At 66.9% G+C, this 25028-nt stretch carries 23 protein-coding genes and 1 pseudogene; 16 read left to right on the forward strand and 8 right to left on the reverse strand.

The genetic code is table 11. The features are described 5' to 3' along the window. Positions 1-45 precede the first annotated feature (45 nt). From D6M19_RS10875 to D6M19_RS10885, 3 genes are read left to right on the forward strand one after another with little or no spacing between them, the layout of a single operon-like run. Positions 46-375, forward strand: a complete 330-nt coding sequence (locus tag D6M19_RS10875; RefSeq protein ID WP_123025206.1) for an ArsR/SmtB family transcription factor — start codon at positions 46-48, stop codon at positions 373-375. Continuing rightward, on the forward strand, positions 375-983 hold the full coding sequence (locus D6M19_RS10880; protein ID WP_123025207.1) for a cation efflux transmembrane domain-containing protein: 609 nt from the start codon (positions 375-377) through the stop codon (positions 981-983). The genes D6M19_RS10875 and D6M19_RS10880 overlap by 1 nt, the downstream gene beginning before the upstream one ends. Positions 984-997: 14 nt before the next feature. After that, positions 998-1600, forward strand: a complete 603-nt coding sequence (locus D6M19_RS10885; RefSeq protein ID WP_123025208.1) for a methyltransferase family protein — start codon at positions 998-1000, stop codon at positions 1598-1600. 10 nt (positions 1601-1610) lie between these two features. On the opposite strand, the gene D6M19_RS10890 is transcribed toward D6M19_RS10885, so the two are convergent. Further along, the gene (locus D6M19_RS10890) at positions 1611-3695 is read right to left on the reverse strand and encodes a prolyl oligopeptidase family serine peptidase (RefSeq protein WP_164478429.1); all 2085 of its coding nucleotides are present in this window, start codon (positions 3693-3695) and stop codon (positions 1611-1613) included. A gap of 162 nt (positions 3696-3857) precedes the next feature. On the opposite strand from D6M19_RS10890, the gene D6M19_RS10895 reads away from it, so the two are divergent. From D6M19_RS10895 to D6M19_RS10930, 8 genes are read left to right on the forward strand one after another with little or no spacing between them, the layout of a single operon-like run. Further along, a complete protein-coding gene (locus tag D6M19_RS10895) occupies positions 3858-5681 on the forward strand; it encodes an ABC transporter substrate-binding protein (RefSeq protein WP_123025210.1) in 1824 nt (607 codons plus the stop codon). Between the two features lie 7 nt (positions 5682-5688). Next, positions 5689-6726, forward strand: coding sequence for an ABC transporter permease (locus D6M19_RS10900; protein ID WP_123025211.1), 1038 nt, complete (start codon positions 5689-5691; stop codon positions 6724-6726). Beyond that, a complete protein-coding gene (locus D6M19_RS10905) occupies positions 6723-7631 on the forward strand; it encodes an ABC transporter permease (protein ID WP_123025212.1) in 909 nt (302 codons plus the stop codon). The genes D6M19_RS10900 and D6M19_RS10905 overlap by 4 nt, the downstream gene beginning before the upstream one ends. Next, positions 7628-8593, forward strand: coding sequence for an ABC transporter ATP-binding protein (locus D6M19_RS10910; protein WP_123025213.1), 966 nt, complete (start codon positions 7628-7630; stop codon positions 8591-8593). The genes D6M19_RS10905 and D6M19_RS10910 overlap by 4 nt, the downstream gene beginning before the upstream one ends. Then, a complete protein-coding gene (locus D6M19_RS10915) occupies positions 8590-9600 on the forward strand; it encodes an oligopeptide/dipeptide ABC transporter ATP-binding protein (RefSeq protein ID WP_123025214.1) in 1011 nt (336 codons plus the stop codon). The genes D6M19_RS10910 and D6M19_RS10915 overlap by 4 nt, the downstream gene beginning before the upstream one ends. Before the next feature lie 4 nt (positions 9601-9604). Next, on the forward strand, positions 9605-10738 hold the full coding sequence (locus tag D6M19_RS10920; protein WP_206428500.1) for an aromatic ring-hydroxylating oxygenase subunit alpha: 1134 nt from the start codon (positions 9605-9607) through the stop codon (positions 10736-10738). 10 nt (positions 10739-10748) lie between these two features. Continuing rightward, positions 10749-11900 (forward strand): N-methyl-L-tryptophan oxidase, encoded by a 1152-nt coding sequence (gene solA, locus D6M19_RS10925; protein ID WP_164478430.1) that lies wholly within the window; start codon positions 10749-10751, stop codon positions 11898-11900. 5 nt (positions 11901-11905) lie between these two features. After that, a complete protein-coding gene (locus D6M19_RS10930) occupies positions 11906-12733 on the forward strand; it encodes a class I SAM-dependent methyltransferase (RefSeq protein WP_123025216.1) in 828 nt (275 codons plus the stop codon). Positions 12734-12752: 19 nt separating this feature from the next. On the opposite strand, the gene D6M19_RS10935 is transcribed toward D6M19_RS10930, so the two are convergent. Beyond that, positions 12753-14702 carry a CocE/NonD family hydrolase gene (locus D6M19_RS10935; protein ID WP_123025217.1) on the reverse strand — a complete coding sequence of 650 codons (1950 nt, stop codon included), beginning with the start codon at positions 14700-14702 and terminating at the stop codon, positions 12753-12755. Continuing rightward, positions 14699-15778, reverse strand: a complete 1080-nt coding sequence (locus tag D6M19_RS10940; RefSeq protein ID WP_164478431.1) for a P1 family peptidase — start codon at positions 15776-15778, stop codon at positions 14699-14701. The genes D6M19_RS10935 and D6M19_RS10940 overlap by 4 nt, the downstream gene beginning before the upstream one ends. A 28-nt stretch (positions 15779-15806) precedes the next feature. Here D6M19_RS10940 and D6M19_RS10945 point away from each other — a divergent pair, with 28 nt between their 5' ends. Further along, entirely contained in the window at positions 15807-16868 is a 1062-nt protein-coding gene (locus D6M19_RS10945; RefSeq protein WP_164478432.1) for a histone deacetylase family protein, read from the forward strand. 82 nt (positions 16869-16950) lie between these two features. Here the strand turns inward: D6M19_RS10945 and D6M19_RS10950 are convergent, their stop codons facing one another. Then, a complete protein-coding gene (locus tag D6M19_RS10950; RefSeq protein WP_123025219.1) occupies positions 16951-19005 on the reverse strand; it encodes an NAD(+) synthase in 2055 nt (684 codons plus the stop codon). Positions 19006-19062: 57 nt separating this feature from the next. Here D6M19_RS10950 and D6M19_RS10955 point away from each other — a divergent pair, with 57 nt between their 5' ends. From D6M19_RS10955 to D6M19_RS10970, 4 genes and pseudogenes are all read left to right on the forward strand, one after another. Continuing rightward, on the forward strand, positions 19063-19602 hold the full coding sequence (locus D6M19_RS10955) for a cysteine hydrolase family protein (protein WP_123025220.1): 540 nt from the start codon (positions 19063-19065) through the stop codon (positions 19600-19602). A gap of 112 nt (positions 19603-19714) precedes the next feature. Further along, positions 19715-20134: pseudogene (locus D6M19_RS10960) on the forward strand (Hsp20/alpha crystallin family protein); the annotation flags it as partial. Positions 20135-20305: 171 nt separating this feature from the next. Continuing rightward, positions 20306-21139, forward strand: a complete 834-nt coding sequence (locus D6M19_RS10965; RefSeq protein ID WP_123025222.1) for an NAD-dependent protein deacetylase — start codon at positions 20306-20308, stop codon at positions 21137-21139. Next, complete coding sequence (locus D6M19_RS10970; protein ID WP_123025223.1) at positions 21136-21768, forward strand: hypothetical protein; 633 nt, start codon at positions 21136-21138, stop codon at positions 21766-21768. Before D6M19_RS10965 ends, D6M19_RS10970 begins: the two co-directional genes overlap by 4 nt. A gap of 8 nt (positions 21769-21776) precedes the next feature. Here D6M19_RS10970 and proB read toward each other — a convergent pair whose 3' ends face one another. The 4 genes from proB to rplU form a co-directional block, all read right to left on the reverse strand. Beyond that, complete coding sequence (gene proB / locus D6M19_RS10975) at positions 21777-22877, reverse strand: glutamate 5-kinase (protein ID WP_123025224.1); 1101 nt, start codon at positions 22875-22877, stop codon at positions 21777-21779. Then, positions 22874-24313: a GTPase ObgE gene (gene obgE, locus D6M19_RS10980; RefSeq protein ID WP_123025225.1), complete on the reverse strand. Its 1440-nt coding sequence runs from the start codon at positions 24311-24313 to the stop codon at positions 22874-22876. Before obgE ends, proB begins: the two co-directional genes overlap by 4 nt. An 85-nt stretch (positions 24314-24398) precedes the next feature. Continuing rightward, positions 24399-24665 (reverse strand): 50S ribosomal protein L27, encoded by a 267-nt coding sequence (rpmA, locus tag D6M19_RS10985; protein ID WP_123025226.1) that lies wholly within the window; start codon positions 24663-24665, stop codon positions 24399-24401. Positions 24666-24709: 44 nt separating this feature from the next. Then, a complete protein-coding gene (rplU, locus tag D6M19_RS10990) occupies positions 24710-25021 on the reverse strand; it encodes a 50S ribosomal protein L21 (protein WP_123025227.1) in 312 nt (103 codons plus the stop codon). Positions 25022-25028 lie beyond the last annotated feature (7 nt).

The raw sequence follows: 25028 nt of genomic DNA on the forward strand, positions 1-25028 counted from the left end.
AGTTCAGTATATTCTGAATACAGATTTTGATGTACTGTCGTGAATATGCAGACGGCCACCCAGAGCGATGCGTTGTCCCGGTTCGGATTCGCGATCTCCGATCCCATCCGCGCCGAGATTCTGTTGATGCTGCGCGACGCACCCGACTACCCCTCCGAGCTGGCCGACAAGATCGGCGTGAGCAGACAGATCCTGTCCAACCATCTCGCGTGTCTGCGCGGCTGCGGACTGGTCGTCGCCGAGCCCGAAGGCCGCCGCAGCCGGTACCGACTGGCCGATGAGCGCATCGGGCACGCGCTGGGCGACCTGATCGGCCTGGTGCTCACCGTCGACCCGGCTTGCTGCCCCTCCTCTGAAGCCGACGCCTGCTGCTGATGAGCGCGCCCGTCCGTTCACGGCGCGACGTGCTCGCGCGACGGATCCGACTTCTGGTCGCGGCGACGATCACCTACAACGTCGTCGAGGCTGTGATCGCATTGTCCGAGGGCGCACGCGTGTCCTCCTCGGCGCTATTCGGCTTCGGCCTCGACTCGGTGATCGAAGTGTCGTCGGCGGCGGCTGTTGCATGGCAGTTCTCCGCCAAGGATCCCGAGACGCGGGAGAAAACCACGCTGCGATTCATCGCGTTCGCGTTCTTCGCGCTCGCCGCGTACGTCTCGGTCGACGCGGTGCTGTCGCTGGTCGGCTTCGGCGAGCCGCAACCGTCGCCGATCGGAATCGGTCTAGCAACAGCGAGCCTCGTCATCATGCCGGTGTTGTCGCTGGCCCAACGGCGCGCCGGTCGCGAACTGGGATCGGCTTCCGCGGTGGCGGATTCGAAGCAGACACTGCTGTGCACCTACCTGTCGGCGGCCCTGTTGGCCGGGCTGGTGCTCAACGCGGTCATCGGTTGGTCGTGGGCCGATCCGGTCGCCGCGTTGGTCATCGCGGCGGTGGCGGTTCGCGAGGGCCGAAATGCCTGGCGCGGTGATCCGTGCTGTTAAAGGGAGGAACGGGAATGCCGGTTGTTGCGCTTGCATTGTTCGCAGTGTTTGCCGTGCTCGGATTCGGCTGGCGCAGTTGGCTTCAGCGCCGTCGCACCGGTTCCACCGGGTTTCGCGGCATCACCGGACGCGTCGGTTCGGTGGAATGGTTCGCCGGTGTCGGCTTCGTCGCCGCGATAGCCGCGGCGTTTTTCGCACCCGCTCTGCAATTGGCCGGTGTGGTTGATCCGCTGACTTTCCTGCAAGCCCCTTGGATCCAGCTCACCGGGATCGTGGTGGCGATCGCAGGCATCGCAGCAACGGTCTACGCGCAGATCGACATGGGTGACTCCTGGCGTATCGGCGTCGACCCGAGCGAGACGACAACGCTTGTCCGGCAAGGCGTTTTCGGCCTGGTGCGTAACCCGATCTTCAGCGCGATGTTCGTGTTCGGGCTTGGCATCGCGCTGGTGACACCCAATGTGGTGGCGATCGTCGGCTTCATGCTGTTGGTCCTCACGATCGAAGTGCAGGTGCGTGTCGTCGAGGAGCCCTACCTGGCAGCCACACACGGTGCGGAATATCGCGACTACCTGGCGTCGGTCGGCAGGTTCGCACCAGGGATCGGAAAACACTGATGGCAGAGCGTCAGCTCAAGCACGCCAGGGTCCAGGCGTGGATCTCGGCTTCGTAGTCGAGTTGCGAGTAGCGCCCGACCGGACCGGCGTGGGCCCCGGAGCGCGTCTCGGCGCGAAAGAGCACGGTTCGCCTGGACGCCGGAGACGCGCGGTCGACGCCCGCACCGTGCCCGGGGTCGGTCGCCCGTAGCGTGGCGACCCACTTCGCCGGCTCACGGACCAGCACCCTGGTGTCATGCATGGCGCCGGTGACCAGCAGGGCCGGTCTCGGTTCGGCAGCCGGCGGGTTGTCGACGGGCGAGTACGACTCCATCACCGCGCGGTCGCCGGGGTCGGCGGGGTTCCCCCACTCGTCCCACTCCGGGATCGTCAGCGGTAGCGACGAATCCGACATGGTGGCGACGACGTCGACGAAGGGCACCTCAGCCACGATGCCGGCGAAGCGCTCGGGTCGCTTGGAGTACAGCACGCCCTGCAGAAGGCCACCCGCCGACAGCCCGCGGCTCACGATGCGGGTGCCATCGACGAACCCGCCTGCGAGAAAGTCGGCGACGGCCGCCTGGTCGTCGAATGTGTTCGGCTTCGCCCGCAGATGACCGTCGAGCCACCAGCGACGGCCCAGCTCGCCGCCGCCGCGCGGCTGACCGAACGCGCACACCACCCCGCGATCAAGCAGCGACGGCAGTGAGCGCCACCAGTCGAAGCCGAAGTCGGCGTCCATGCACGCTTCGTAGGAGCCGTAGCCGTACAGATAGAGCGGCGGACTGCCGTCGAGGTCGACGTCGCGTCGGCGCACGACGACGACGGGCACTGCGGTGCCGTCCTGCGCCGGGGCCAGGTGGCGCTCCTGCACGTAGGCGTCGGGATCCACCCCGACGATCTGCTCGACGTGACGCGGGCTGCGACGGCCGGAGCCGATGTCGACGTCTTCCCACCGGGTCGGATAGATGAACGACTGCTGGACGACGGTGACGAAGTCGGCGTCGAACACTTCGTTGCGGCCTAGTGTCACCAGGCCACCGGGCTCGTCGGGCCAGATCTCGAAGGCCGTGCCCCGGTAGGGGTGCACCGTCAGCATCCCGACGCCCTCGCGTCGGGCGGACACCACCACCGCGGAGTCGAATGCGTGCGCCTGGTAGACGCGTGTCGTCGAATCCTCGGCCACATAGTCGTCCCACCGATCCGGCGCATCGACCGCAGCGCTGACGATGCGGAAGGATTCGGCGTCGAGATTCGTGACGATCAGAAAGCGATTGCCTTCGGGGCCGGGCGCATGCTCGAGGCGGTACTCGACCAAGTCCTGCCTGGGGCGAACGAGTCTCGGCGTGCCGGCGGGCTCAGCGCACGACAGGATGTGCACCTCGGTGGTGTTCCGCGATGCAGCGGTAATCACGAACCACGCCCCGGACCGGGTGGCGCTCACGCTGACTTCGAACCGCTCGTCGGGCTCGGTGAAGACCAGTCGATCTGTCGCGGGATCGGCGCCGAGCGTATGCGCCCACACCTGATGGGGTCGATTGATGGTGTCGGTGCGCAGATACATGTATGTCGTCGAGTCCGCGCTCCATCCGCCACTGGGGAAGGTCGACTCGATGACGCCCGGCAGGTCCGCTCCGCTGGCCAGGTCGCGGAATCGAAGGGCGTATCGCTCGTCGCCGACGATGTCGGACGACCAGGCCAGCGTCGTCCCGTCGGGGCTGACCTCGCACTCGCCGAGATGAAACTCTGCGGCGGGGTGCGCATCGGCGACCGCCTGCAGATCGATCAGCCGCTCGTCCGTGCCATCGGCAGTGCGGCGCACGAGCGTGGGGAATTCCGCACCGGCGCCGTGGATTTCGCGGTAGGTGAAGTCTCCGGACCGCCAAGGTGCCGATTCCGACGTGGCTGGTACCCGCGCGGTCATCTCGGCGGTCAGGGTAGCCCGCAGCTCTGCAAGGGAAGCGACCCGCGCCTCGTAATACGCGCGTTCGGAGTCGAGCAGATCGATCAACTCCGAGGTGGGCTCGGCGATCCAGTCGTACGCGCCGCCCCTGCCGTCTGCGACCCGCGCGACCGGCGGGGTGAAGGCAAGTTCGGCATCGCGGCGGGGTGACACGGCAAACCTCCCGACTGTCTCAGCGCGCGTCATACGCGATGCAAACCATAACTCCCGTTTCGCAACGAATTCGTTCAAGATCTCCGGACCCCCTGCACGAATCCGTCGTTCGTGGTGTATTTGGTGGCGTCCTGATCCGTCAGTCAAACTCGAGGGCACGTGATGGCACATCGACCCACCCGCCTCATCGCCGCATTGGCATGCATCATGGGGCTGCTCTTCCTCCCGACCGGACTCTCCAGCGCCGACGAACCTCCCGCCAAGTCGGTGTTCACCGTCGGGGTGGTGCAGGACGTCGACTCGCTCAACCCGTTCATCGGGGTCACGGTCGCCGCCTACGAGATGTTCCAAATGCAGTACCCGACGCTGACCGAGTGGGACGCGAAGAACTTCGCCGTCGTGCCGGGGCTGGCGGAATCCTGGACAGAGTCCCCGGACAAGACGTACTGGACCTACAAGATGCGGCCGGACCTCAAGTGGAGCGACGGCGAACCGCTGACCGCGAAGGACGCGGCCTACACCTTCAACCGCATCATCAACGGCACGTTCGAGAAGACCAACTACGGCAACTACGTCAGCAACATCACCAAGGCCGAGGCGCCCGATGACACCACGCTGATCCTCCGCGTCGACAAGCCAACACCGATCATGCAGACGCTCGTCGTCTACATCCTTCCCGAGCACGTCTACTCCAAGATCGACGAAACGGCCATCCAGAGCTACAACAACGAACCGCAGGGCGGCAAGCCCGTCGTCGGGGCCGGGCCGTACCTGGTCGCCGAGCGCAAGGTCGGCGAATTCACCCGGTTGGTCGCCAATCCGAACTTCTACCGCGGCAAGCCCGCCGTCGACGAGATCGTCTTCAAAACCTATGCGAACCCCGACGCACTCGGCCAGGCGCTCAAGAAGGGCGAGATCGACTACGCCAACGACCTGCAGCCCAACGTCTACGACTCGCTGGCCGACGCGCCGAACATCGAACGCAAGTCCCAGGTCTACCCGGGATTCAACGAGCTGGCCTTCAACACCGGAGCGGCGCTGGTCGACGGCAAGCCGATCGGGGACGGCAACCCACTGCTGAAGGACAGGCGCCTGCGCGAGGCCATCGGCTGGTCGATAGACCGAAAAACGTTGGTGGACAAGGTTCTCGGGGGGCACGGCAGCCCAGGCACGACCATCATCACGCCGAACTATGCGAACCTGCACCTGACGCCGTCCGACGAGGCTACCTTCGACCCGGACAAGGCCCGCCAGCTCCTTGACGCCGCGGGCTACCGCATGGGTCCCGACGGCGTCCGGCGCGCCGAAAACGGCGCGCGGCTCGACTTCCGGCTCTTCGGCAGGACCGACAACCCGAACTCCAAGAAGTCCGTCGAGTACATCAAGCGCTACCTCGCCGACGTCGGCATCGCGGCCAACGTAACGCTCATCTCGGAGGATGCCCTCACCGAGAAGATCGGCCAGGGCGAGTTCGACATGTTCGAATGGGGATGGGTGGTCGAACCCGACCCGAACTACCAGCTCTCCACCATGACCTGCGGCAGTAGATCATACGAGGAGGACGGCAGCGTGCTGGCCGGCCTCTCCGATTCGTTCTACTGCAATCCCGAGTACGACAAGCTCTTTGACGCCCAGGGCGCCGAAACGAACGTCGCCAAGCGCACCGAGATCGTCAAGCAGATGCAGCAGATTCTCTACGACGACTGGCCGTACGCGCTGACCTATTACTACGACAACCTGATCGGCTACCGCACCGACAAGTTCGAGGGCTTCATCCCGCAGCCCGATCCCGACGGTTCCTACCTGTTCCAGTACGGGACGTGGACATACGAGAACCTCAAGCCGATCGCAGCGGGCGCGGGCCAGTCGAGCGGACCGTCGCCTGCGCTCATCGGCGGAGTCGTGGCAGCTGTCGCGGTTCTCGGCGGTCTGGCCTTCCTGTTGCTGCGACGGCGTCGCGCAGGCGCGGCCGACGACCGGGAGTGACCAGCGGATGGCGCTGATCAACGCACCGGACGTCGCGCCAACCCCTCAGGCGCCCGGACGGGGGCGCGTCCTCGGGCCGGGGGTCCGCTTCGCGGTGTCTCGGGTGCTGTCGTCATTAGGCACGTTGGTCTTCGTCATCCTGTTCAACTTCTTCCTGTTCCGCATGCTGCCCGGCGATCCCATCGCCCTCTACACCCGCGGGCGGGACGTGGATCCGGAGATAAGAAGGCAGATGCAGATCAAATTTCATGCCCCGATCGCCGAGCAGTTCGTGCAATACATCAAGAATCCGTTCGTTCCCGAGCTGCCCTCGCAGCAGTTCAGCGCCCCCGTCTGGGACGTCATCGTGCCGCGGATCGGTCCGACGCTGCTGCTGGTCGGCACGGCGACGTTACTCGCGACGGTATTCGGGGTATGGCTCGGCGTCCGCGCCGCATGGAAGCGCGGCGAACGCTTCGACAAGGTCACCACCACAACAACTCTCGTCATGTACTCGATGCCGGAGTTCTGGTTCGGGATGATCTTGTTGATCGTGTTCTCGGTCGGCGTTTTCGGGTTCCCTGGGATCTTCCCCGTCGGCGGGCTGTCCACACCGGGTATCGACGTCGGCTCCTTCGCCGGACTGGCCGACGTCGGCTGGCATCTCGTGCTGCCGGTATTCACCCTCACCGTGGTCTATCTTGCCGAGTACGCACTGGTCATGCGCGCCTCGCTGATCGACGAGATGGGCCAGGAGTACCTGCAGACCGCACGCGCCAAGGGACTGCGCGACGACGATGTGCGCCGCAAGCACGCGGTACCCAACGCCATGCTGCCGACGACGACGCTGATCTTTTTGAACCTCGGCTTCGTCATCGGCGGGGCGATCACGATCGAGTACGTGTTCTCGCTGTCGGGCCTCGGATCGCTGACCGTGCAGGCCCTGCGTGGACCGGATATCCCACTGCTGCAGACGCTGTTCCTCTTGTTTTCCGCGGCCGTGATTCTCGCCAACCTCGTGGCCGACCTGCTCTACGCCCGACTCGATCCGCGGGTACGGACATGACCCCAGAAGCCGGGCCCGTTTCGGCTCGTTCGATCGTGTGGGTGCGCAGGCGCCGGGCATGGAGCAATCTGGCCGGCCAGTTCCGCCGCTCCAGGCAGGGCATGCTCGGCCTCACGATCTTCATCCTGTTCGTCGTAATCGCGGTGCTCGCCCCGGTGATGTTCGACGAGTCCCAACTCGACGTCACCAAGGCGGGCGGCGGCGTCTATGAAGCGCCGTCCGGGCAGTACTGGCTCGGCACCGACGCCGCCGGTCGCAACGTGCTGGCGCTCGTGGTGTGGGGTGCCCGCATCTCCCTGCTCGTCGGGTTGTGCGCCAGCGTGCTGGCGATGGTCATCGGCACCTCGGTCGGTATCGCGTCTGGGCACTACCGCGGATGGGTCGCCGGAATCCTGAACCGGCTCACCGACTGGTTCCTCGTCATCCCGTTCCTGCCGCTGGCCATCGTTCTGGCCACCGTTCTCGGCAAGAGCCTGCTCAACATCATCATCGTGATCGGCGTGACGTCGTGGCCCGCCACCGCCCGGCTGATCCGGGCCCAGACGCTGTCCGTCGAGGGCAGGCCTTACCTCGAGCGGGCCAAGGCCCTTGGCTCGGGCGACCTGCACCAGATGACGCGCCACGTTCTGCCCAACGTGATGCCGCTTGTGCTGGCGAATACAACGCTGGCCGTGTCGATTTCGATCCTGTCGGAGACGACGTTGTCCTTCCTCGGACTTGGCGATCCGACCGCGGTGTCCTGGGGAACGATCCTCGACGATGCCTTCGCAGGCGGCGCCATCTCATCAGGCGCATGGTGGTATCTGGCCCCTCCCGGCATCTGCGTCGTGCTGGTGGTGCTGGCCTTCAACCTCATCGGGCGAACGCTCGAGGACATCCTCGACCCGCGCGGGGCACACATATGACGCTGCTGGAGTTCGACGATGTCAGCATCACCTACCAGTCCAGGCACGGTCGGGTCCCCGCGGTCCGCAACGTGTCGCTGTCCGTGCCGCTGGGCCAGACCGTCGGCATCGCAGGCGAATCCGGTTGCGGTAAAACCACGTTGACGAGTTCGGTGTTGCGACTTCTGCCGAAGTCCGCAGAGGTGACCGGCCAGATCCGGCTCAACGGCGATGACGTGATGGCGATGTCGTTCGGCCAGTTGCGCGCCGTCCGCTGGGCGCAGGCGGTTGTGGTGTTCCAGGGCGCGATGCACGCGCTCAACCCGGTGCAGCGCATCGAAACCCAACTCGCCGAACCGATCCTGCTGCACATGGATGTCGGACCCAAGGCAGCGCGCACTCGGGTCGGTGAACTACTGGAGCAGGTCGGCCTGCCTGCCAGTCGCGCTCGCGCATACCCGCATCAACTGTCCGGCGGGCAGAAGCAGCGGGTCATGATCGCCATGGCGCTGGCCTGCCAACCCCAACTCCTCATCGCCGACGAACCCACCACCGCCCTCGATGTCATGGTCCAGGCGCAGGTCCTCGATTTGCTTTCGTCGCTGGTCGCCGACCTCGGCCTCGGCGTCGTGTTCATCAGCCACGACCTGTCCGTTCTCGCCTCGACGTGCGACCGGGTCGCGGTCATGTACGCGGGCAGGATCGTCGAACAGGGCAGCGCGAGCGATGTTTTCGCCCGGCCGCTACATCCCTATGCCCGCGCGCTCGCGGCGGCGTTCCCTCGGATCGGCGACGCACGGTTCCGCTACGCACCCGCAGGGGTGCCGGGCGATCCGCCGTACCCCGGTGACCTACCGGCGGGTTGTCCGTTTCACCCCCGTTGCCCCGCGGCGACTGACATCTGCACGACATCGGAACCAATGTTGGAGAACTATGACGGTCGGGACGCCGCGTGCCATCATGCGGGCGAGGTGCTGGTGTGACGGCCGCATTGGAAGCCGGTGCAACGGCGCTGGAAACGCGTGAGCTGAGAGTCGAGTTCCGTGTCCGCGGTGGCGAGGTGGCACGCGCGGTCGACGGCGTCGACCTGGCCGTCCGACGCGGCGAGATCATCGCTCTGGTCGGCGAGAGTGGCTCAGGGAAAACAACATTGGCCCGCACGATTCTCGGCCTGCAGCGGCCGACGTCGGGCGCGGTCTACGTAGCGGGCGAGACGCTGTCGTATCGGGCCCGCGATCTGAAGGCCTACCGCAGGCGGGCACAGCTGATCCTGCAGGATCCGTCGGGCGCACTCAACCCGAGGCACACCGTATACGAGGCGGTGGCCGAGGGCCTGCGGGTACACGGCCTGCACCGGGGCGAGGAGGCCAAGGTCGCCGACGCACTGTCACGTGCGGGACTGCGCCCACCCGAGCGCTTTTACTTGCGCTACCCACACGAGCTGTCCGGCGGGCAGCGCCAGCGGGTGGTGATCGCGGGAGCTCTCGTTCTCGATCCGGAGATCATCGTCGCCGACGAGCCGGTGTCCAGCCTTGACGCGTCGGTTCGTGGAGAGATCCTCGCGCTGCTCCTGCGGCTGCGCGACGAACTGGGTCTGACGCTGGTCGTCGTCACCCACGACCTCGGGCTGGCCTGGAATATCGCCGACCGGGTGGCGGTGATGTATCTCGGTCGCATCCTCGAGATCGGCCCGACCGAAGAGATCATGTCCGCGCCTCAGCATCCATACACCAAGGCACTGCTGTCGGTGGTGCCGGAGACCGAGCGGCTCGAGCCGGTCGTGCTGGTGGGCGAGACGCCCGACCCCACCAGGATTCCGAATGGCTGCCGGTTCCACACGCGGTGCCCCGCGCTGGCAGACGGCACCGCCGCAGCCGCAGGCGTCGACGGACAATGCCGGACCGTGGCGCTACCCGTGCTGACCGCCGACGTGAACGCCGACAACCACACCAGCGCATGCCATCTCGTGACTGCGGACGCAGGGTCATAGCGCTGTGTCGAATCCAACGCGGCGACCGCTCCAGCCGGCCCTCGATCGCCACCACTACGTCGACGCGGCGTCCTTCGATCGCGAAGCGGGCATGCTGCGGCGCGAGTGGACCTGCATCGGTCGGCTCGACGAGTTCGGCCTTGCCGCAGCGGGACACGCCAGTCCCAATCGACGTGCGGTGGTGTGCTATCTCGGTGAGTCGGTCATCGTCACCGCCGACGCTGCCGGTGCGCTGCACGCGTTCGCGAACGTGTGCCGACACCGGGGCTCCCAGGTGGTACCCGTCGAGCCGGGCATCCCTGCCGAGCCCTGCTCCGCGAAATCCTTGCGGTGTCCCTATCATTCCTGGACCTACGGGCTGGACGGCAGGCTGTTGCACGCCCCGCACACCGACGACATCGATCTGGACACCTCGAGGTTCGGACTGCAAACATTGCACGCCGCGGCGTGGGGCGGATTCCTTTGGCTCACCGAGGATCTGGAAGCCCCCGCTGTCGTCGACGCGCTTCATCCTGTGCCGGAACGGGTGCGACGATACCCGCTCGACACCCTCGTGGTGGGCATGCGGCTGACCTATTCGGTCGCGGCGAACTGGAAGGTGATAGCCGAGAACTACAACGAGTGCTACCACTGCGGACCGGTGCATCCCGAGCTGTCGCGGTTGGTGCCCGCGTTCGGTGATGGCGGCGGCGCCGACCTCGCGTGGGACGACGGCATCCCGCATCGCGACGGCGCCTGGACGTTCACTGTGTCCGGCACCACCGACCGCGCGCCGTTCCCTGACCTCGACGAGGCAGAACGGGTGCGGCACAAGGGCGAACTCGTCTACCCCAACCTGCTGCTGTCGCTGTCGGCCGAACACGTCGCGGCATTTGTGCTGCGACCCACCGCAGTCGACCGCACCGAGATCACCTGCGATCTGCTCTTCGCACCCGATGAGTCCGCCAAACCGGAGTTCGATCCCAGTGATGCCGGCGATCTCTGGGATCTGGTCAACCGGCAGGACTGGGCGATCTGCGAGTCGGTGCAGCGCGGAATGACATCGCGGTACTACACGCAGGGGTGGTTCGCTCCGATGGAGGACGCGTCCGCCGACATCCGCCGCTGGCTGCTCCCCCGACTCGAGCGGCACGGCTAGCATGACGCACGTGTGCGACCTCGCGGTCATCGGGCTCGGCGCGCTCGGCAGCTCGACGGCATGGCACGCGGCCAGCCGGGGCCTGCGCGTGGTCGGTCTCGAGGCGTTCGAGTTCGGGCACGACCGCGGCGCTTCACACGACACGTCGCGGATCATCCGGCACAGCTACCACACCCCCGCCTACGTCGCGCTGACCTTCGGCGCCTACGACGACTGGGCGCGCCTCGAGGATCAGACCGGCGAACATTTCGTCACGGTCACCGGTGGACTCGACCTATACCCACACGACGCTGCGATCCCCGCCGCCGACTACACGTCGTCGATGGACGCACACGACATCGCCTACGACGTGTTGGATGCCGATGCGGTCGGCGAACGGTGGCCGGCGTTCGACCTACCGGATGGGACCATCGCCATCCATCAGGCCCGTACCGGAATCGTGCCCGCAGCCAGAGGAACCGCCGCGATGGCGAGGCGGGCAACCGAACTCGGCGCGGTGCTGCACTACAACACCCGAGTCGAGGCGTTGGTACCACGAGCCGACGGCGTCGACCTGATCACCGCCGACAATGTGATCAGCGCCGGGTGCGTGGTGGTCACGGCAGACGCGTGGACTGCCGATCTACTCGCTCCGCTCGGCGTCGATCTGCCGCTGACCGTCACCGAGGAGCAGGTCACGTATTTCGCTCCGGGGCGGCCTGCGGAGTTCAGTCCCGACGTCTTCCCGGTGTGGATCTGGATGGACGAGCCGTCCTACTACGGCTTCCCCACCTACGGCGAGGACACCATCAAGGCCGCGCAGGACTGCGGCGGGCCCATCGTGACGGGCGACGACCGCAGCGGCGCACCGGATGAGGTCATGCGAGAACGCCTTTCGGGATTCATGCGCCGAGTGGTCCCCCGCTGCGGCCCGCCCGTCCGGTCCAAGCGCTGCCTGTACACACTGACGCCGGACCGCGACTTCGTCATCGATCGGCTTCCCGGGCATCCTTCCGTCACCGTCGGTCTCGGCGCGGGCCACGGGTTCAAGTTCGCTGCCCTGTTCGGGCGCCTGCTCACCGATGTGGCCGTCGACGGCGAAAGCCGTTATGACCTCTCGGCTTTCCGGCTCGACCGGCCTGCCCTCACCGATCCCTCATACGAAGCGAACTGGATGGTTTGACCGTCGTGGACTCCGCAGAGATCAATCGGCTCAATTGGGACGAGCGCGCGCCCGCCCACGCCACCTCGCCCGACTACCACGCCGCGAGCTTCGCAGAGGATCAGTCTTTCCTGAGTTACGTTGTACAGTTCGACCTTCCGCGGCTCGGAGACATCGCTGGGCTGCGTGGCGTACACCTGCAATGCCACATCGGCACGGACACCGTCTCACTCGCCCGCCTCGGCGCACACATGACGGGCCTCGACTTCTCCCCCGCAGCCCTTACCGAGGCGCGACGGATAGCGGCGCTGGCCGGGGCGGAGGTGGATTTCGTCCAAGCCGAGGTGGATGAGGCGGTTTCGGTGCTCGGCCCCAACAGGTTCGACCTGGTCTTCACCGGCGTCGGCGCGTTGTGCTGGCTGCCGGACATCCGCCGGTGGGCGCGGGTCGTCGCCGACCTGCTCCGCCCGGGCGGACGGTTGTTCCTGCGCGAATTCCATCCGATGCTGTGGGCCCTTGACGAGGAGCGCGAGGGCGATCTGCTGGTCGTCGACTACCCGTACTTCGAGACGTCGGGCCCCTTGGTGTTCGATGACGACGAGACCTACGTCGAGACGGATTCGACGTTTTCCCACACCACGACTCACACATGGAATCACGGGTTGGGCGAGATCATCGGCGGGTTACTCGAGGCGGGCATGGAGCTCACCGCGTTCGAAGAGCATCGCAGCGCGCCATGTGACGTGCTGCCCGGTCATCTGGTGCGCGACGAGTACGACGAGTGGCATCTTCGGGAGCGACCGGAGCGGGTGCCGTTGACGTATACGTTGCAGGCGCGCAAGCCAACTCGCTGAACCGGCGCTTATCCGCATCTCATGCGAGATCACGCGCAAACCGCCGGTGCCAACTCCGCTGCCCCACCACTTGCTGTCCCGAATGCCCTGTTTCCGTGCACGTCAGGTCGATCGTCACATCGAGTTCGGTGTCGTCGGCCTCGACCGTCAGCACCGAATGGGCCACGCAATCGACGGCAGCCCCCGCCGCGTCGTCGTCGTAGTGCACAGAGAACGTCACGTCGGATCGCGCCGACTGCGCGAACGTCTGCGTCTGCACATTCACCTCGCCGATGTAGTGCTCGCCTGCGCGGCCGTAGGGAGTGGCGTATGGTTCGCCGCCGTGCTCGACGAACGCGCCGGTGATGCGGGCAAGCACGTCACGCGACGTCCGCCAGGTGACGGCGGACGGGTCCTCGTCGGCCGTCTCATCCGCTGGTACGAAAATGGGTGTCGGATAGGGGCTTTCGGCCGCATCATAGGTCGGTAGCACCAACTTACCGCCGTGCACGGTCATGGTCAGCGGCGAGGGAGGCGCGATGACGTTGGGCCAGTCTGCGCCGGCCACGGCCAGCCGCAGCAGGTGGCCGGGTGCCCAGCGCCAGGCGATCGCATCGATCTCGACGTCGACGTCGTAGATCTCACCCGGCACCAACGGTTCGGCGGTCGCCATTCCGCCGCGCCTTGTCAGGTTCAAAAAGCCGCGTGACACCAGCGTCGAAGTGCCGTCCGGCCCCACATCGCACAGCCGGGCGGCGATGACTGCGACCGGTTCCGTCGTCGAAACCCGCAGCCGCACATGCGAATACCCGGCTATCTCGAGCCCGTCGGCGAGGGGCCAGTCCCAGGTCAACGACCGGATGTCGTCGACGCGTTGATCGTCGGGCTGTCCCCACGGCAGGTGTCCGGAACACGACAGCCACGCGGTGAGGCCGATATCGGCGACCACCTCATACGGCGGCTTCGGTGCCACCGACCAGGTCTGCTCGCCGATACGCGGCGTCGGCCACTCGTCGGCCCGCCACACGCCGGGCACCTCATCGAGATCTGGTGCGGGCCGGTGGGACGCCTTGGCATACCAGCGCGCCTGCGGTGGCTCGACGGCGGGAGCGCGGCCCCGCAGCCAACGGTCCCACCACGCGGTCATCTCCGGAACCAGATCGATGCGTGGGCCAGGCAGGCACGACGAGGTCGCCGCGTGCGGCCATGGCCCGGCCAGCAACTCGGCGTGCCGTCCCGCCGCGCGCAGCGCCTCGATCGCGCGGAAGGTGCTGTTGCGGTAGCCATCCGCCCAGCCGGCGACGATGAGTACCGGGCATCCGATGTCGCTGTAGTTCGGGCGGATCGATCCGTGCTCCCAGTACCCGTCGCGGCGGGTGTGCTCGAGCCATTCGAAGAGCCATGGCTCGTGCTCGGCGATCCGCGCCGCCCACTCGTCGCGCCAGCCGTCACCCCATAGCGCGGGCACGGGCGGAAGGGCATTCATCGGCGTCATGTAGTGGCAGTAGTCGACGAGGTCCAGCCACCGTCTCGAGCCACCGCAGAGATGTACGTCATCGGTGAAGCGGTCATCGCTGGCGTAGATCGCGATGACGGCCTTCAACGCTGGTGGGCGCTCGGCGGCCATCTGCAGCGAGTTGAAACCGCTGTAGGACGTGCCGTACATGCCGACGTTGCCGTCACACCAGTCCTGGTCTGCGATCCACGCGATCACCTCGGCCAGGTCGCGCTGCTCGAGGTGGGGATATTCGTCGGTGGCACGGCCGCTGCTGCTGCCCGTGCCCCGGACATCCAGGCGGGCCACCACATAGTCGTATTCGTCGCGAAGCCGGGTGTACTCGGGGCGATAGGAGGCGGTCAGGTCGTCCTTGCGGTACGGCAGCGCCTCGAGGATGCACGGGTGCGCCCCGCTGTCGGGAAGGTAGAGCGTGACCGCGAGGCGGGCGCCGTCCGACATCGGGATCCACTCGTCGCGGCGGGTTCCCGTCACGGCAGCCCCAACAGCGTGCGGACGCGATCGTGCGGAAGGGCGTGGATGGTCCTGCCGCCGACACCGGTGGTCGTCGTGCCTGCAAGCAGTGCGTCGATCACCGCCTCCTCGGTCGCATCGACGGTCGCTTCGAAGTAGGGGTCGAGACCGGTGCCCGATATGGCGGCCGCCGATCGGGCTGGAGCGGACCGATCCGTGCGCAAACCCGTTGCCAGGCCGAGGAATATCTCACCGGATCCATGATGGCCGGTCGAACCGGTGCGGGCCAGCCCGAGGCCCATTCGCGCCGCAAGACGAGCACAGCCCGCGGCGTCAATCGGCGCGTCGGTGATGACCACGCCGATACACGACCCGGCAGGCGGCGGTGTGGCATCCGGCGGCCGACCGAGGCCGCGCCCCACCGGCACGCCCGCGATCGTCAGACGGCCCCACTCGCCGAAGTTGGCCAGCACGAGCGCCGCGACGACGTGGCCGTCCGGCAGCAGCCGCGACGCGGACCCGATGCCGCCCTTCCAGCCGAAGCAGGCCATGCCCGTGCCTGCCCCGATGGCGCCGAGGCCGACGTCGGTTCCGCCGATCGAACGCCGCGCCGCGGCAAGCGCCGCCGCGACATCGCCGTCCTGCACGTGCATGCGGCGGGCGTCGGTGAGCCACGAGTCGTCGCATTCACCCACGATCGGGATCACCACGTCGTCGACCCCGATCCGTGGCTGCTCGTCGATCAGCAGGCGGCATGCGGCGTCGTAGACCCGGCCGACCTGCATGGTCGAGGTCAGAAACACCGGGGTCTCGGCAACCCCCCACTCTTCGATCTGGGACCGGCCGGTCAGCTCGCCCGCGCCGTTGAGCACCGACACCCCGGCGGGCACGGGGGCGGCCCAGACGTCGCCGCCCGGGTCGAGAACCGTGACGCCGGTGCGCGCGATGCCCGAACCCGCAGGCGGTTCGGCGTCATCGGAGATGACCGTCGCGTGCCCCAACCCGACGCCTGGCACATCGAGCACCGAGTTGGTACGCCCGCGGGGAAGCGCGCCGACGGCGACCGACCAGGCAGCCAGCCGAGTGCTTCCACCCATCCGCGCATCGTGCCATGCTGCCGGGGTGGTGGGGCGAATTCCGGTCGTGGTCGATCCGCTGTGCGCGGAGCACGATCCGCAGGCGGAGATCTGGCTCGGTATGCGCACCCCGGCAAGCGAGGTCGCCGACCGCGTCACCGTCATCGAATCGACGCTGCGTGAATTCGGCCATGAGGTCGTGCCCGCGCGCGAGTTCGACGACATCTGGCTGTCCCGTGTGCACTCCGCCGAACTGGTGGAGCACCTCGCGACCGTGTGGGACCGGTGGGTGCAGGGCCGCTATCCCGACCTCGGCGCGCAGCGGGTCGTGCCGTATCTGTTCCCCAGCGCCGAACTGCTGCACGGGCTTCCCGCGCGGAGGGCCACAGCGGTGCACGCGCAGGTCGGTACGTTCTGCTACGACACGATGACGCTCGTCGGCCCGGGCAGTTGGCGAGCGATCAGGGCCGCGACCCACGCCACGCGCACCGCGGTGGACCTCGTCGTTGCCGGCGCCCCTTGCGCTTACGCGCTGACCCGACCGCCGGGTCACCACGCCACCAGATCGGCCTACGGCGGGTCGTGCTACCTCAACAACGCCGCGATCGCCGCGCAGGCGCTGCGTGACGCCGATTTCGCCAAGGTCGCGGTCGTCGACATCGACGCCCACCACGGCAACGGGACCCAGGCGATCTTCTACGAGCGGCCCGACGTGTTCACGGCCTCGGTTCACGTCGATCCGGGTGCGGGCTGGTTTCCACACCACGTCGGCTTCGTTTCGGAGGCAGGGCGCGACGCGGGACATGGTGCCAATCTCAACCAACCGCTCGCACCCGGATCCGGTGACGGGGCTTGGCTACCGTCCGTCGAGCGCGCCGCGGCTGCCGTCACCGTGTTCGGCGCGACCGCACTCGTCATCGCCCTCGGAGTGGATGCGGCGGTCGACGATCCCGAGAGTCCGCTGCAGGTGACCGTCGAGGGCTACCGACGGGCAGGCAATGTGCTGGCGGCGCTGGGTCTTCCGACAGTGGTAGTGCAGGAGGGCGGCTACCATCTGCCGACACTGGGCCGGTTGGTCGGTTCGGCGCTCGAGGGCCTCGGGTCTGGTTAGCATCTCCGCCGAGCGCTCATTCCTGTACAGAATTTGGCGCCGAAACCGTACAAGGCTGAGCGCTCGACGCGTTCGGGTCCGGCTAGTCCTCGGGTACCTCGCGTTCGATCTCGTCCAGCCAGGTTTTGGCCGACATGTCCGACGGCGCCCGCCAGTCACCGCGCGGGGACAGCGAGCCGCCGTGGGACACCTTGGGGCCGTTCGGCACCGCGGACCTTTTGAACTGGGCGAACGAGTAGTACCGCTGCACAAAAACCTGCAACCAGTGCCGAATCTCCTTCAGCGAGAAGGACGGCCGCTTGTCGTCCGGGTAGCCCGTCGGCCAGTCCCCGTGCTCGGGATCGCGCCAGGCATGCCAGGCCAGGAAAGCAACCTTCGACGGCCGGAAGCCGTACCGAAGCACTTGAAACAGCGAGAAGTCCTGCAGCACATAGGGCCCGATTTTCGCCTCGCTGCTCTGGATCTCCTCGTCCTCACCCTGCGGCACCAACTCCGGGCTGATCTCGGTGTCCAGCACCGACATCAGCACCTCGTTGACCTGGTCGTCGAACTGCTTCGAAGCGACCACCCAGCGGATCAGATGCTGGATCAACGTCTTCGGCACACCGCCGTTGACGTTGTAGTGCGACATGTGATCGCCGACGCCGTATGTCGACCATCCGAGGGCCAGCTCGGAGAGATCCCCTGTGCCGAGCACGATTCCGCCACGCTGGTTGGCAATCCGGAAGAGATAGTCGGTGCGCAGCCCGGCCTGCACATTCTCGAAGGTAACGTCATAGCGCTTCTCGCCGCGCGAGAACGGATGATCCATTTCGCGCAGCATCAGCTCAGCCGTCGCCTTGATGTCGAGTTCGGCGAAGGTGACCCCCAGCGCGTCGGCCAGCCTAATGGCGTTTCTCTTGGTGCGGTCGCCGGTGGCGAACCCGGGAAGGGTGAATGCCAGAATGTCGCTGCGCGGCCTGTCTTCCCGGTCCATCGCGCGGGCGGCGACGATCAGCGCATGGGTGGAGTCCAGGCCACCCGAAACGCCGATCACCGCCTTGGGGTAGTTCAGCGCGCGCAGCCGCTGCTCCAATCCCGACACCTGGATGTTGTAGGCCTCATAGCAATCCTGTTCCAGCCGTGAGGGATCTGAAGGGACGAATGGAAACCGCTCGACCTCGCGGCGCAGGCCGATGTCACCGGCAGGCGGGTCGAGCTCGAACTCGATGCGACGGTATGACTCGGGGTCGATGCCGTGGTGCACCCGGTTGTCGTCGAAGGTGCCCATCCGCAGCCGTTCCGACCGAAGCAGCTCCAGATCGACATCGGCGACCGAGCGCCGCGCTCCCCTGGGAAAGCGCTCGGAGCCGGCCAACTGGACACCGTTCTCCCAGATCATGGTCTGACCGTCCCACGCCAGATCGGTGGTCGACTCCCCCTCGCCCGCAGCGGCATACACGTATGCCGCAAGGCACCGCGACGACGCCGAGCGCGCCAGTAGGCAGCGGTCCTCCGACCTGCCGATCGTGATGGGGCTGCCCGAAAGGTTCGCGAGCACGGTCGCGCCTGCGAGCGCGGCCTCTGAGCTGGGCGGAATCGGCACGAACATGTCCTCGCAGATCTCGACATGGAGAACGAAGCCGGGCAGATCGGCTGCGGCGAAGAGCAGATCGGGGCCGAAGGGCACCTCCGCGACGGCACCGCGCCGTCCGATCCGGATCACCCCGCGCAGGTCGTCGCCCGCCGCCATCTGGCGGCGCTCGTAGAACTCCCGATAAGTCGGCAGGTAGGACTTCGGCGCGACGCCGAGCACCAGTCCGCGGTGAATGACGACGGCGGTGTTGTAGATGCGGTGCTGATGCCGCAACGGCGCACCGACCACCAACACCGGCAGCAGGTCGACCGATGCCGTCACGATGTCGAGCAGCGCATCCTCGACGGCATCGAGCAGCGCATCCTGCAGCAGGATGTCCTCGATCGAATAGCCCGACAGCGTCAACTCGGGGAACACCGCAAGGCCGACGCCCTCGTCGTGGCATTCCCTGGCCACTTCCAACACCGATTCGGCATTGGCCGACGGCTCACCGATCGTGGTGCGCATCGTGCACGCGGCGACCCGGACAAAGCCCTGGCCATAGGCGCTATAGAAGTCCATCACCTTCTATTGTCGCTTGTGAAGTGTCATAAACCGGTCACGGGGTATCAACGATTCATGAGTGACACCGCTGTGCTCGTGATCGACATGCTCAACAACTACCGGCACGAAGATGCCGAGAAGCTGGCGCCGAGCGTCGCTGACATCATCGAACCCATCGCCGAGCTCATCTCTGCGGCGCACAAGCGGGACGACGTCGACCTCATCTACGTCAACGACAACTACGGCGACTTCACCGCCAGTCAGGACGACCTTGTTCGTCAGGCGCTCGAGGGTGAGCGACCCGACCTGGTCAAGCCGATCGTCCCCAAAGAGGGTGTGCGATTTCTGCAGAAGGTCCGACACAGCGCGTTTTATGCCACCGCGCTGGCGTATTCGTTGCGCCAGCTGGAGCCCAAGCGGTTGATCCTCACCGGACAGGTCACCGAGCAGTGCATCCTTTACACCGCGCTGGACGCCTATGTGCGCCACTTTCCGGTCACCGTGCCTCCCGACGCCGTCGCTCACATCGACGCCGACCTCGGCGAGGCGGCATTGCGGATGATGGAGGAGAACATGGGTGCCGAGATCGTGCCAGCGCGGAAGTGCCTGAACTGACATCGGTGACGGTGTGGTGTTGGTCTGCAGTTCGCCCGCAGGCATCGTGCCCGCTTCGGGGATTTTCCCTCCATCGCCCATGGTTAGGCGATACCCGCCGGATCCTGGAGGAATCGTGAACAAGCTTGCCGTTCAACGTCAGTCGCGTCTCTTGCTGCCCGAGCTCTCGCACCTCGTCACTGGCCTGCCCGCGTTCGCCGGTCTTCGGCCGCTCTTCGAGAACCACGTTCTGCGCCTCGAGGACGAAACCAAGGAGGGAATCTATGAGGTGCGCGTCGAGCTGCCGGGCGTCGATCCGGTCGAGGACGTCGAGGTCACGGTTCGCGAGGGCCGGCTGACGATCAGGGCCGTGCGGACGCGTACCGCCGAGTCGACCGGGCTTTCCGAGTTCTCCTACGGATCCTTCAGCCGAACCGTGCCGCTGCCTGCGGATGCCGACGAGGACGACATCAGCGCCACCTACGACAGGGGCATCCTGACCGTTTCGGTGCCGATGTCCGACGCGGAGCCGGTTGAGAGGCATGTCGAGGTGTACGAGATCGCACCCCTCGATGAGGACCTCGATGAGGACGAGGAAATCGACGACGCGTTGGACGACGACGACGACGCGTTGGATGACGACGACGACGCCCCGACCGGGCAGTCGCAGAGCGAGGATCAGCCGCAACACGACCAGGGCGCCTGATCGCCTACCCTCGATGGGGTGCAAGCCCCCGAACTCGTCACCCTGCTGCAGGGACGCCGGGTAGCGGTGCTCACCGGCGCGGGAATGTCCACCGACTCGGGGATCCCCGACTACCGAGGGCCGGACTCGCCGCCGAGCAACCCGATGACAATTCGGCAATTCACCTCCGACCCGGTGTTTCGGCAGCGGTACTGGGCCCGTAACCATGTGGGTTGGCGTCACATGGACGACACGCTGCCGAATGCCGGTCACCGTGCGCTGGCGGCGCTCGAGCATTCCGGCGTGGTTTCGGGCGTCATCACCCAGAACGTCGACCTGCTGCACACGAAGGCAGGCACCCGCAACGTCATCAACCTGCACGGCACCTACGCCGAGGTGATCTGCCTGGACTGCGGCCACACCATGACGCGCGCCGCGCTGGCCGAGATGCTCGAAGCCGCCAACCCCGGTTTCGCCGAACGCGCCGAGGCGGTCGGCGGCATCGCGGTCGCTCCCGACGCCGACGCAGTCGTCGGCGACACGTCGTCGTTCACGATCATCGACTGCACCGAATGCGGCGGCATGCTCAAACCCAACATCGTCTACTTCGGTGAAAGTGTGCCGAAAGACCGTGTGGCGCACGCATATACGATGGTCGACGAGGCCGATACACTGTTGGTGGCCGGCTCGTCGCTGACGGTGTTCTCCGGATTCCGCTTCGTGCGGCACGCGGCCGGACTGGGCATTCCGGTCGCGATCATCAACCGCGGGCGCACCCGCGGCGACGACCTGGCGACCGTCAAGATCGACACCGGCTGCTCCCCCATGCTCGCGCTGCTTTCCGACGAGCTCCCGATCGTGATGAGCGCATGAACACGCCCAGTCCACCTGGGCTGCTGAATCGGATTCGGCCCAAAACCTGCCCCGCCGACGAGCGTTGGTCGCTGAGCATCGGCGACGTCATCGCCGACGCGGTGAACGCGCCGGGTCCGGTGCGCTCAGCAGTGGGCCTGCTCAATCACTTCGGCGGCGTAGCGATCAGCGGGCAGTCCGTCGAGTTCGACGGCGACGACGTCGACTGGTCCGACGTGACCGACATCCGCACCCGCAATCTCGTTGGCTACCTGCTCTCCGATGCGATCGACAAGCAGGTCGGCAAGCTCCCGCTGCCGCGGCTTCCCGGGCGCGGGCTGTTGCTCGACGCGGCAGGGGCTGCGGTGCTCACCGCGCTTGTCGCGGTGGCCGGGAAACAGCTCCAAGAGGGCCTACTCGATATCCGGATACCGGCGGAGGTGCACTACCGCGGGATGCTGCGCGGCAAGGAGCTGTCCCCTGGTGTGCTCGCCGCGCTTGTGCTGATCGATCCTGCGGTGCGCGAGTGCCTTCAGGAGACGGCCCGCACACACGGCGTCGAGGTGCTGCCCTCCGACGACGACCCCATCGACGCGGCTGCGGACCGCGCAGACCGCATCAAGTCAGCCATCGCCAAGCTCACATCGTGATTTCGCTACTAGACGGCGACGAGATCGTCGGCGTGCACTGCCGGACGGCGCATTTCGGCGGGCAGATCCGACGTCGACCGGCCGAGCATCATCGCGAGTTCCGCGGCGTCGTAGGCGACCACGCCGCGGGCCACCATCGCCTCGTCGGGTGCGCACAGGTCGACAACGTCGCCACCGTGAAATCGTCCCGACACCGCCGTGATGCCGGCGGGCAGCAGTGAGCGGCGCTGCTTGACCACCGCGCGCACCGCGCCATCGTCGAGGGTCAGCGCGCCCGCCGACTCGGCGGCGTAGCGGACCCAGAAGCGACGCGCCGACATGCGCTCCGGCCGGGGTGCGAAGACGGTGCCGACCGACGCGTCGACCAGCGCGGTGGCGGCGTCTGACGCGGCGGCCAACAGCACCGGCACACCCGCATCCGACGCCAGCAGGGCCGCGGACAGCTTCGACGCCATCCCGCCGGTGCCGAGGTGACTGCCGCGACCCGCGATCACGCCGTCGAGGTCGGCGGGGCCTGCGACCTCAGCGATGAACTGAGCGTTGCCCTTTCGCGGATCCGAGTCGTACAGACCGTCAACATCAGACAGCAGCACCAGGGCATCCGCCCCGGTGAGGTGGGCGACCAGCGCAGAGAGCCGGTCGTTGTCGCCGAACCGGATCTCGTTGGTGGCGACGGTGTCGTTCTCGTTGACGATCGCGACCGCGTGAAGCGAACGCAACCGATCGAGCGTGCGCTGGGCGTTGGTGTGCTGCACCCGCATCGAGATGTCGTGCGCGGTCAAAAGCACCTGCCCGACCGTCCGGTGGTACCGGGCGAACGCCGAGTTCCACGAGTTGATCAGCGCGACCTGGCCGACGCTGGCCGCGGCCTGCTTGGTGGCCAGGTCGGCGGGCCGCTTGGTCAGCCGCAATGGTTCGATGCCTGCGGCGATGGCACCCGACGAAACGATCACGACGTCCGACCCGGCCTTCATTCGCGCCTCGATGGCATCGGCGAGCGTCGCGAGCCTGTTCGTGTCGAAAACACCGGACGGCGTCGTCAAAGCGGTGGTACCGATCTTGACGACGACGCTGCGTGCGGTCCGGACGGCGTCCCGGTGGCTGCTCACGGCTGCTGCTCCCGGCGTGCCTTGCGGGCCCTTTTGCGTTCGTCGGCACCGACCCGGTCGGTTTGTTCCAGCCGGGTGTCGGTGCCGCGGCCCGACAACGGCACGTCGATGCCCGCGGGCGTCTGCGGCTCCCAGTCGAAGGTCATGTCACCGATGGTGACGGCGCAGCCGGCCTTGGCGCCCAGCCGCAGCAATTCGTCCTCGACGCCGAGGCGGGCCAGCCGGTCGCCGAGGTAGCCGACGGCCTCGTCGTTGGTGAAGTCGGTTTGCGCAACCCATCGTTCGGGCCGGACACCGTGTACGAGGAAGCCGCCATCGCCGTCGGATTCGACGGTGAATCCGCTCTCGTCGACGGGTATCGGCCGGATCACCGGACGCCGCGGCACGATCTCGGGCTGCGCGGCCCGGTACCGCGACACCAGATCCCACAGCGCGAACGTCAACGGTCGCAGCCCCTCCCGGCTGACGGTGGAGACCTCGAACACCGGCCAGCCGTAGCGTCGGTCGATCTCCTCACGGACGAAGTCGGCGAGTTCACGGGCTTCGGGCACGTCGATCTTGTTGAGCACCACCGCGCGAGGCCGCTCGGCGAGATCACCGAGCGTCGTATCACCCTGCAGGGTTGGCGTGTACGCGGCGAGTTCGGCCTCCAACGCGTCGATATCGGAGATCGGGTCGCGACCCGGCTCGAGAGTGGCGCAGTCGACCACGTGCACCAGCACCGCGCACCGCTCGATGTGCCGCAGGAAGTCCAGCCCGAGGCCGCGCCCCTGGGACGCACCCGGAATCAATCCGGGCACATCGGCGACCGTGAAGGTGTGCTCGCCGGCCGAGACCACGCCGAGATTCGGGACCAACGTGGTGAACGGGTAGTCCGCGATCTTCGGTTTGGCCGCCGAGATCACCGAGACCAGTGACGACTTGCCCGCCGAGGGGAACCCGATCAGGCCGACGTCGGCGACCGTCTTCAGCTCGAGCATCAGATCGCGGGCCTGGCCCTTCTCGCCAAGCAGTGCGAAGCCGGGTGCCTTGCGGGCCCGCGAGGCCAGTGCGGCGTTCCCGAGGCCGCCCCGTCCGCCTGCGGCCGCCTCAAACCGGGTGCCTGCGCCGACCAGGTCGGCCAGCAGCCGACCCTTCTCGTCGAGGATGACGGTGCCGTCGGGCACCTTCACTTCCAGGTCGCCGCCCGCGGCGCCGTCGCGGTTGCTGCCCGCGCCCTGCTTGCCAGACGGCGCGACGACATGAGGGTGGAAGTGCAAGTCGAGCAGCGTGTGCACCTGAGGATCGACGACGAGCACCACACTGCCGCCTCGCCCGCCGTTGCCGCCGTCAGGGCCGCCAAGGGGCTTGAACTTTTCGCGATGGACCGAGGCGCAACCGTTACCGCCGTTGCCCGCGCGTGTGTGGATGACGACGCGGTCGACGAACCGGGGCATCGGCTATTCCTCCTCTCGCCGAAACGAACATTTGGGCGTGAAAGTGCGAGAAGCCCACGCCCAAACGTCGATCTCGACGCGAGTGCTAGGCCTCCGAGGCCGACGGCTCCACGATGCTGACCGTCTTGCGGCCACGCTTGAGGCCGAACTCGACGGAGCCGGCAGCCTTGGCGAACAGGGTGTCGTCGCCGCCGCGGCCGACGTTGACGCCGGGGTGGAAGTGGGTGCCACGCTGGCGGACGATGATCTCGCCGGCCTTGACGACCTGGCCGCCGAACCGCTTGACACCCAGCCGCTGGGAGTTGGAATCCCGACCGTTACGTGAGCTGGAAGCGCCCTTCTTGTGTGCCATTTATTGACTCCCGCTGGATTCTTGGTTCTTCGCCTTGCGGCTCATCACTTGATGCCGGTGACCTTGAGGACCGTCAGACGCTGACGGTGACCCTGGCGCTTGTGGTAGCCGGTCTTGTTCTTGAACTTATGGATGCGGATCTTGGGGCCCTTGGTGTGCTCGAGCACCTCGGCGGCGACGGCGACCTTCTCCAGGTCCTTGGCGTCGCTGGTGACCTTGGCGCCGTCGACCACGAGGGCGACGGGCAGCGACACCTTGGCGCCGGGCTCACCCTCGAGTTTCTCAACCTTGACCACGTCACCGACGGCGACTTTGTACTGCTTGCCGCCGGTCTTGACGATTGCGTACGTCGCCATCGTTCCT

Source organism: Mycolicibacterium stellerae (genome assembly GCF_003719305.1).
GTDB lineage: Bacteria > Actinomycetota > Actinomycetes > Mycobacteriales > Mycobacteriaceae > Mycobacterium > Mycobacterium stellerae.

What these genes read in the sequence shown, in the direction of transcription:
- D6M19_RS10895 (WP_123025210.1), top strand. Translation starts at nt 3,858, where the DNA reads ATGGCACATCGACCCACCCGCCTCATCGCCGCATTGGCATGCATCATG.
- rpmA (WP_123025226.1), bottom strand. Translation starts at nt 24,665, where the DNA reads ATGGCACACAAGAAGGGCGCTTCCAGCTCACGTAACGGTCGGGATTCC.
- D6M19_RS10885 (WP_123025208.1), top strand. Translation starts at nt 998, where the DNA reads ATGCCGGTTGTTGCGCTTGCATTGTTCGCAGTGTTTGCCGTGCTCGGA.
- D6M19_RS10950 (WP_123025219.1), bottom strand. Translation starts at nt 19,005, where the DNA reads ATGGACTTCTATAGCGCCTATGGCCAGGGCTTTGTCCGGGTCGCCGCG.
- D6M19_RS10875 (WP_123025206.1), top strand. Translation starts at nt 46, where the DNA reads ATGCAGACGGCCACCCAGAGCGATGCGTTGTCCCGGTTCGGATTCGCG.
- obgE (WP_123025225.1), bottom strand. Translation starts at nt 24,313, where the DNA reads ATGCCCCGGTTCGTCGACCGCGTCGTCATCCACACACGCGCGGGCAAC.
- D6M19_RS10880 (WP_123025207.1), top strand. Translation starts at nt 375, where the DNA reads ATGAGCGCGCCCGTCCGTTCACGGCGCGACGTGCTCGCGCGACGGATC.
- D6M19_RS10905 (WP_123025212.1), top strand. Translation starts at nt 6,723, where the DNA reads ATGACCCCAGAAGCCGGGCCCGTTTCGGCTCGTTCGATCGTGTGGGTG.
- D6M19_RS10910 (WP_123025213.1), top strand. Translation starts at nt 7,628, where the DNA reads ATGACGCTGCTGGAGTTCGACGATGTCAGCATCACCTACCAGTCCAGG.
- D6M19_RS10900 (WP_123025211.1), top strand. Translation starts at nt 5,689, where the DNA reads ATGGCGCTGATCAACGCACCGGACGTCGCGCCAACCCCTCAGGCGCCC.
- D6M19_RS10940 (WP_164478431.1), bottom strand. Translation starts at nt 15,778, where the DNA reads ATGGGTGGAAGCACTCGGCTGGCTGCCTGGTCGGTCGCCGTCGGCGCG.
- D6M19_RS10955 (WP_123025220.1), top strand. Translation starts at nt 19,063, where the DNA reads ATGAGTGACACCGCTGTGCTCGTGATCGACATGCTCAACAACTACCGG.
- D6M19_RS10970 (WP_123025223.1), top strand. Translation starts at nt 21,136, where the DNA reads ATGAACACGCCCAGTCCACCTGGGCTGCTGAATCGGATTCGGCCCAAA.
- rplU (WP_123025227.1), bottom strand. Translation starts at nt 25,021, where the DNA reads ATGGCGACGTACGCAATCGTCAAGACCGGCGGCAAGCAGTACAAAGTC.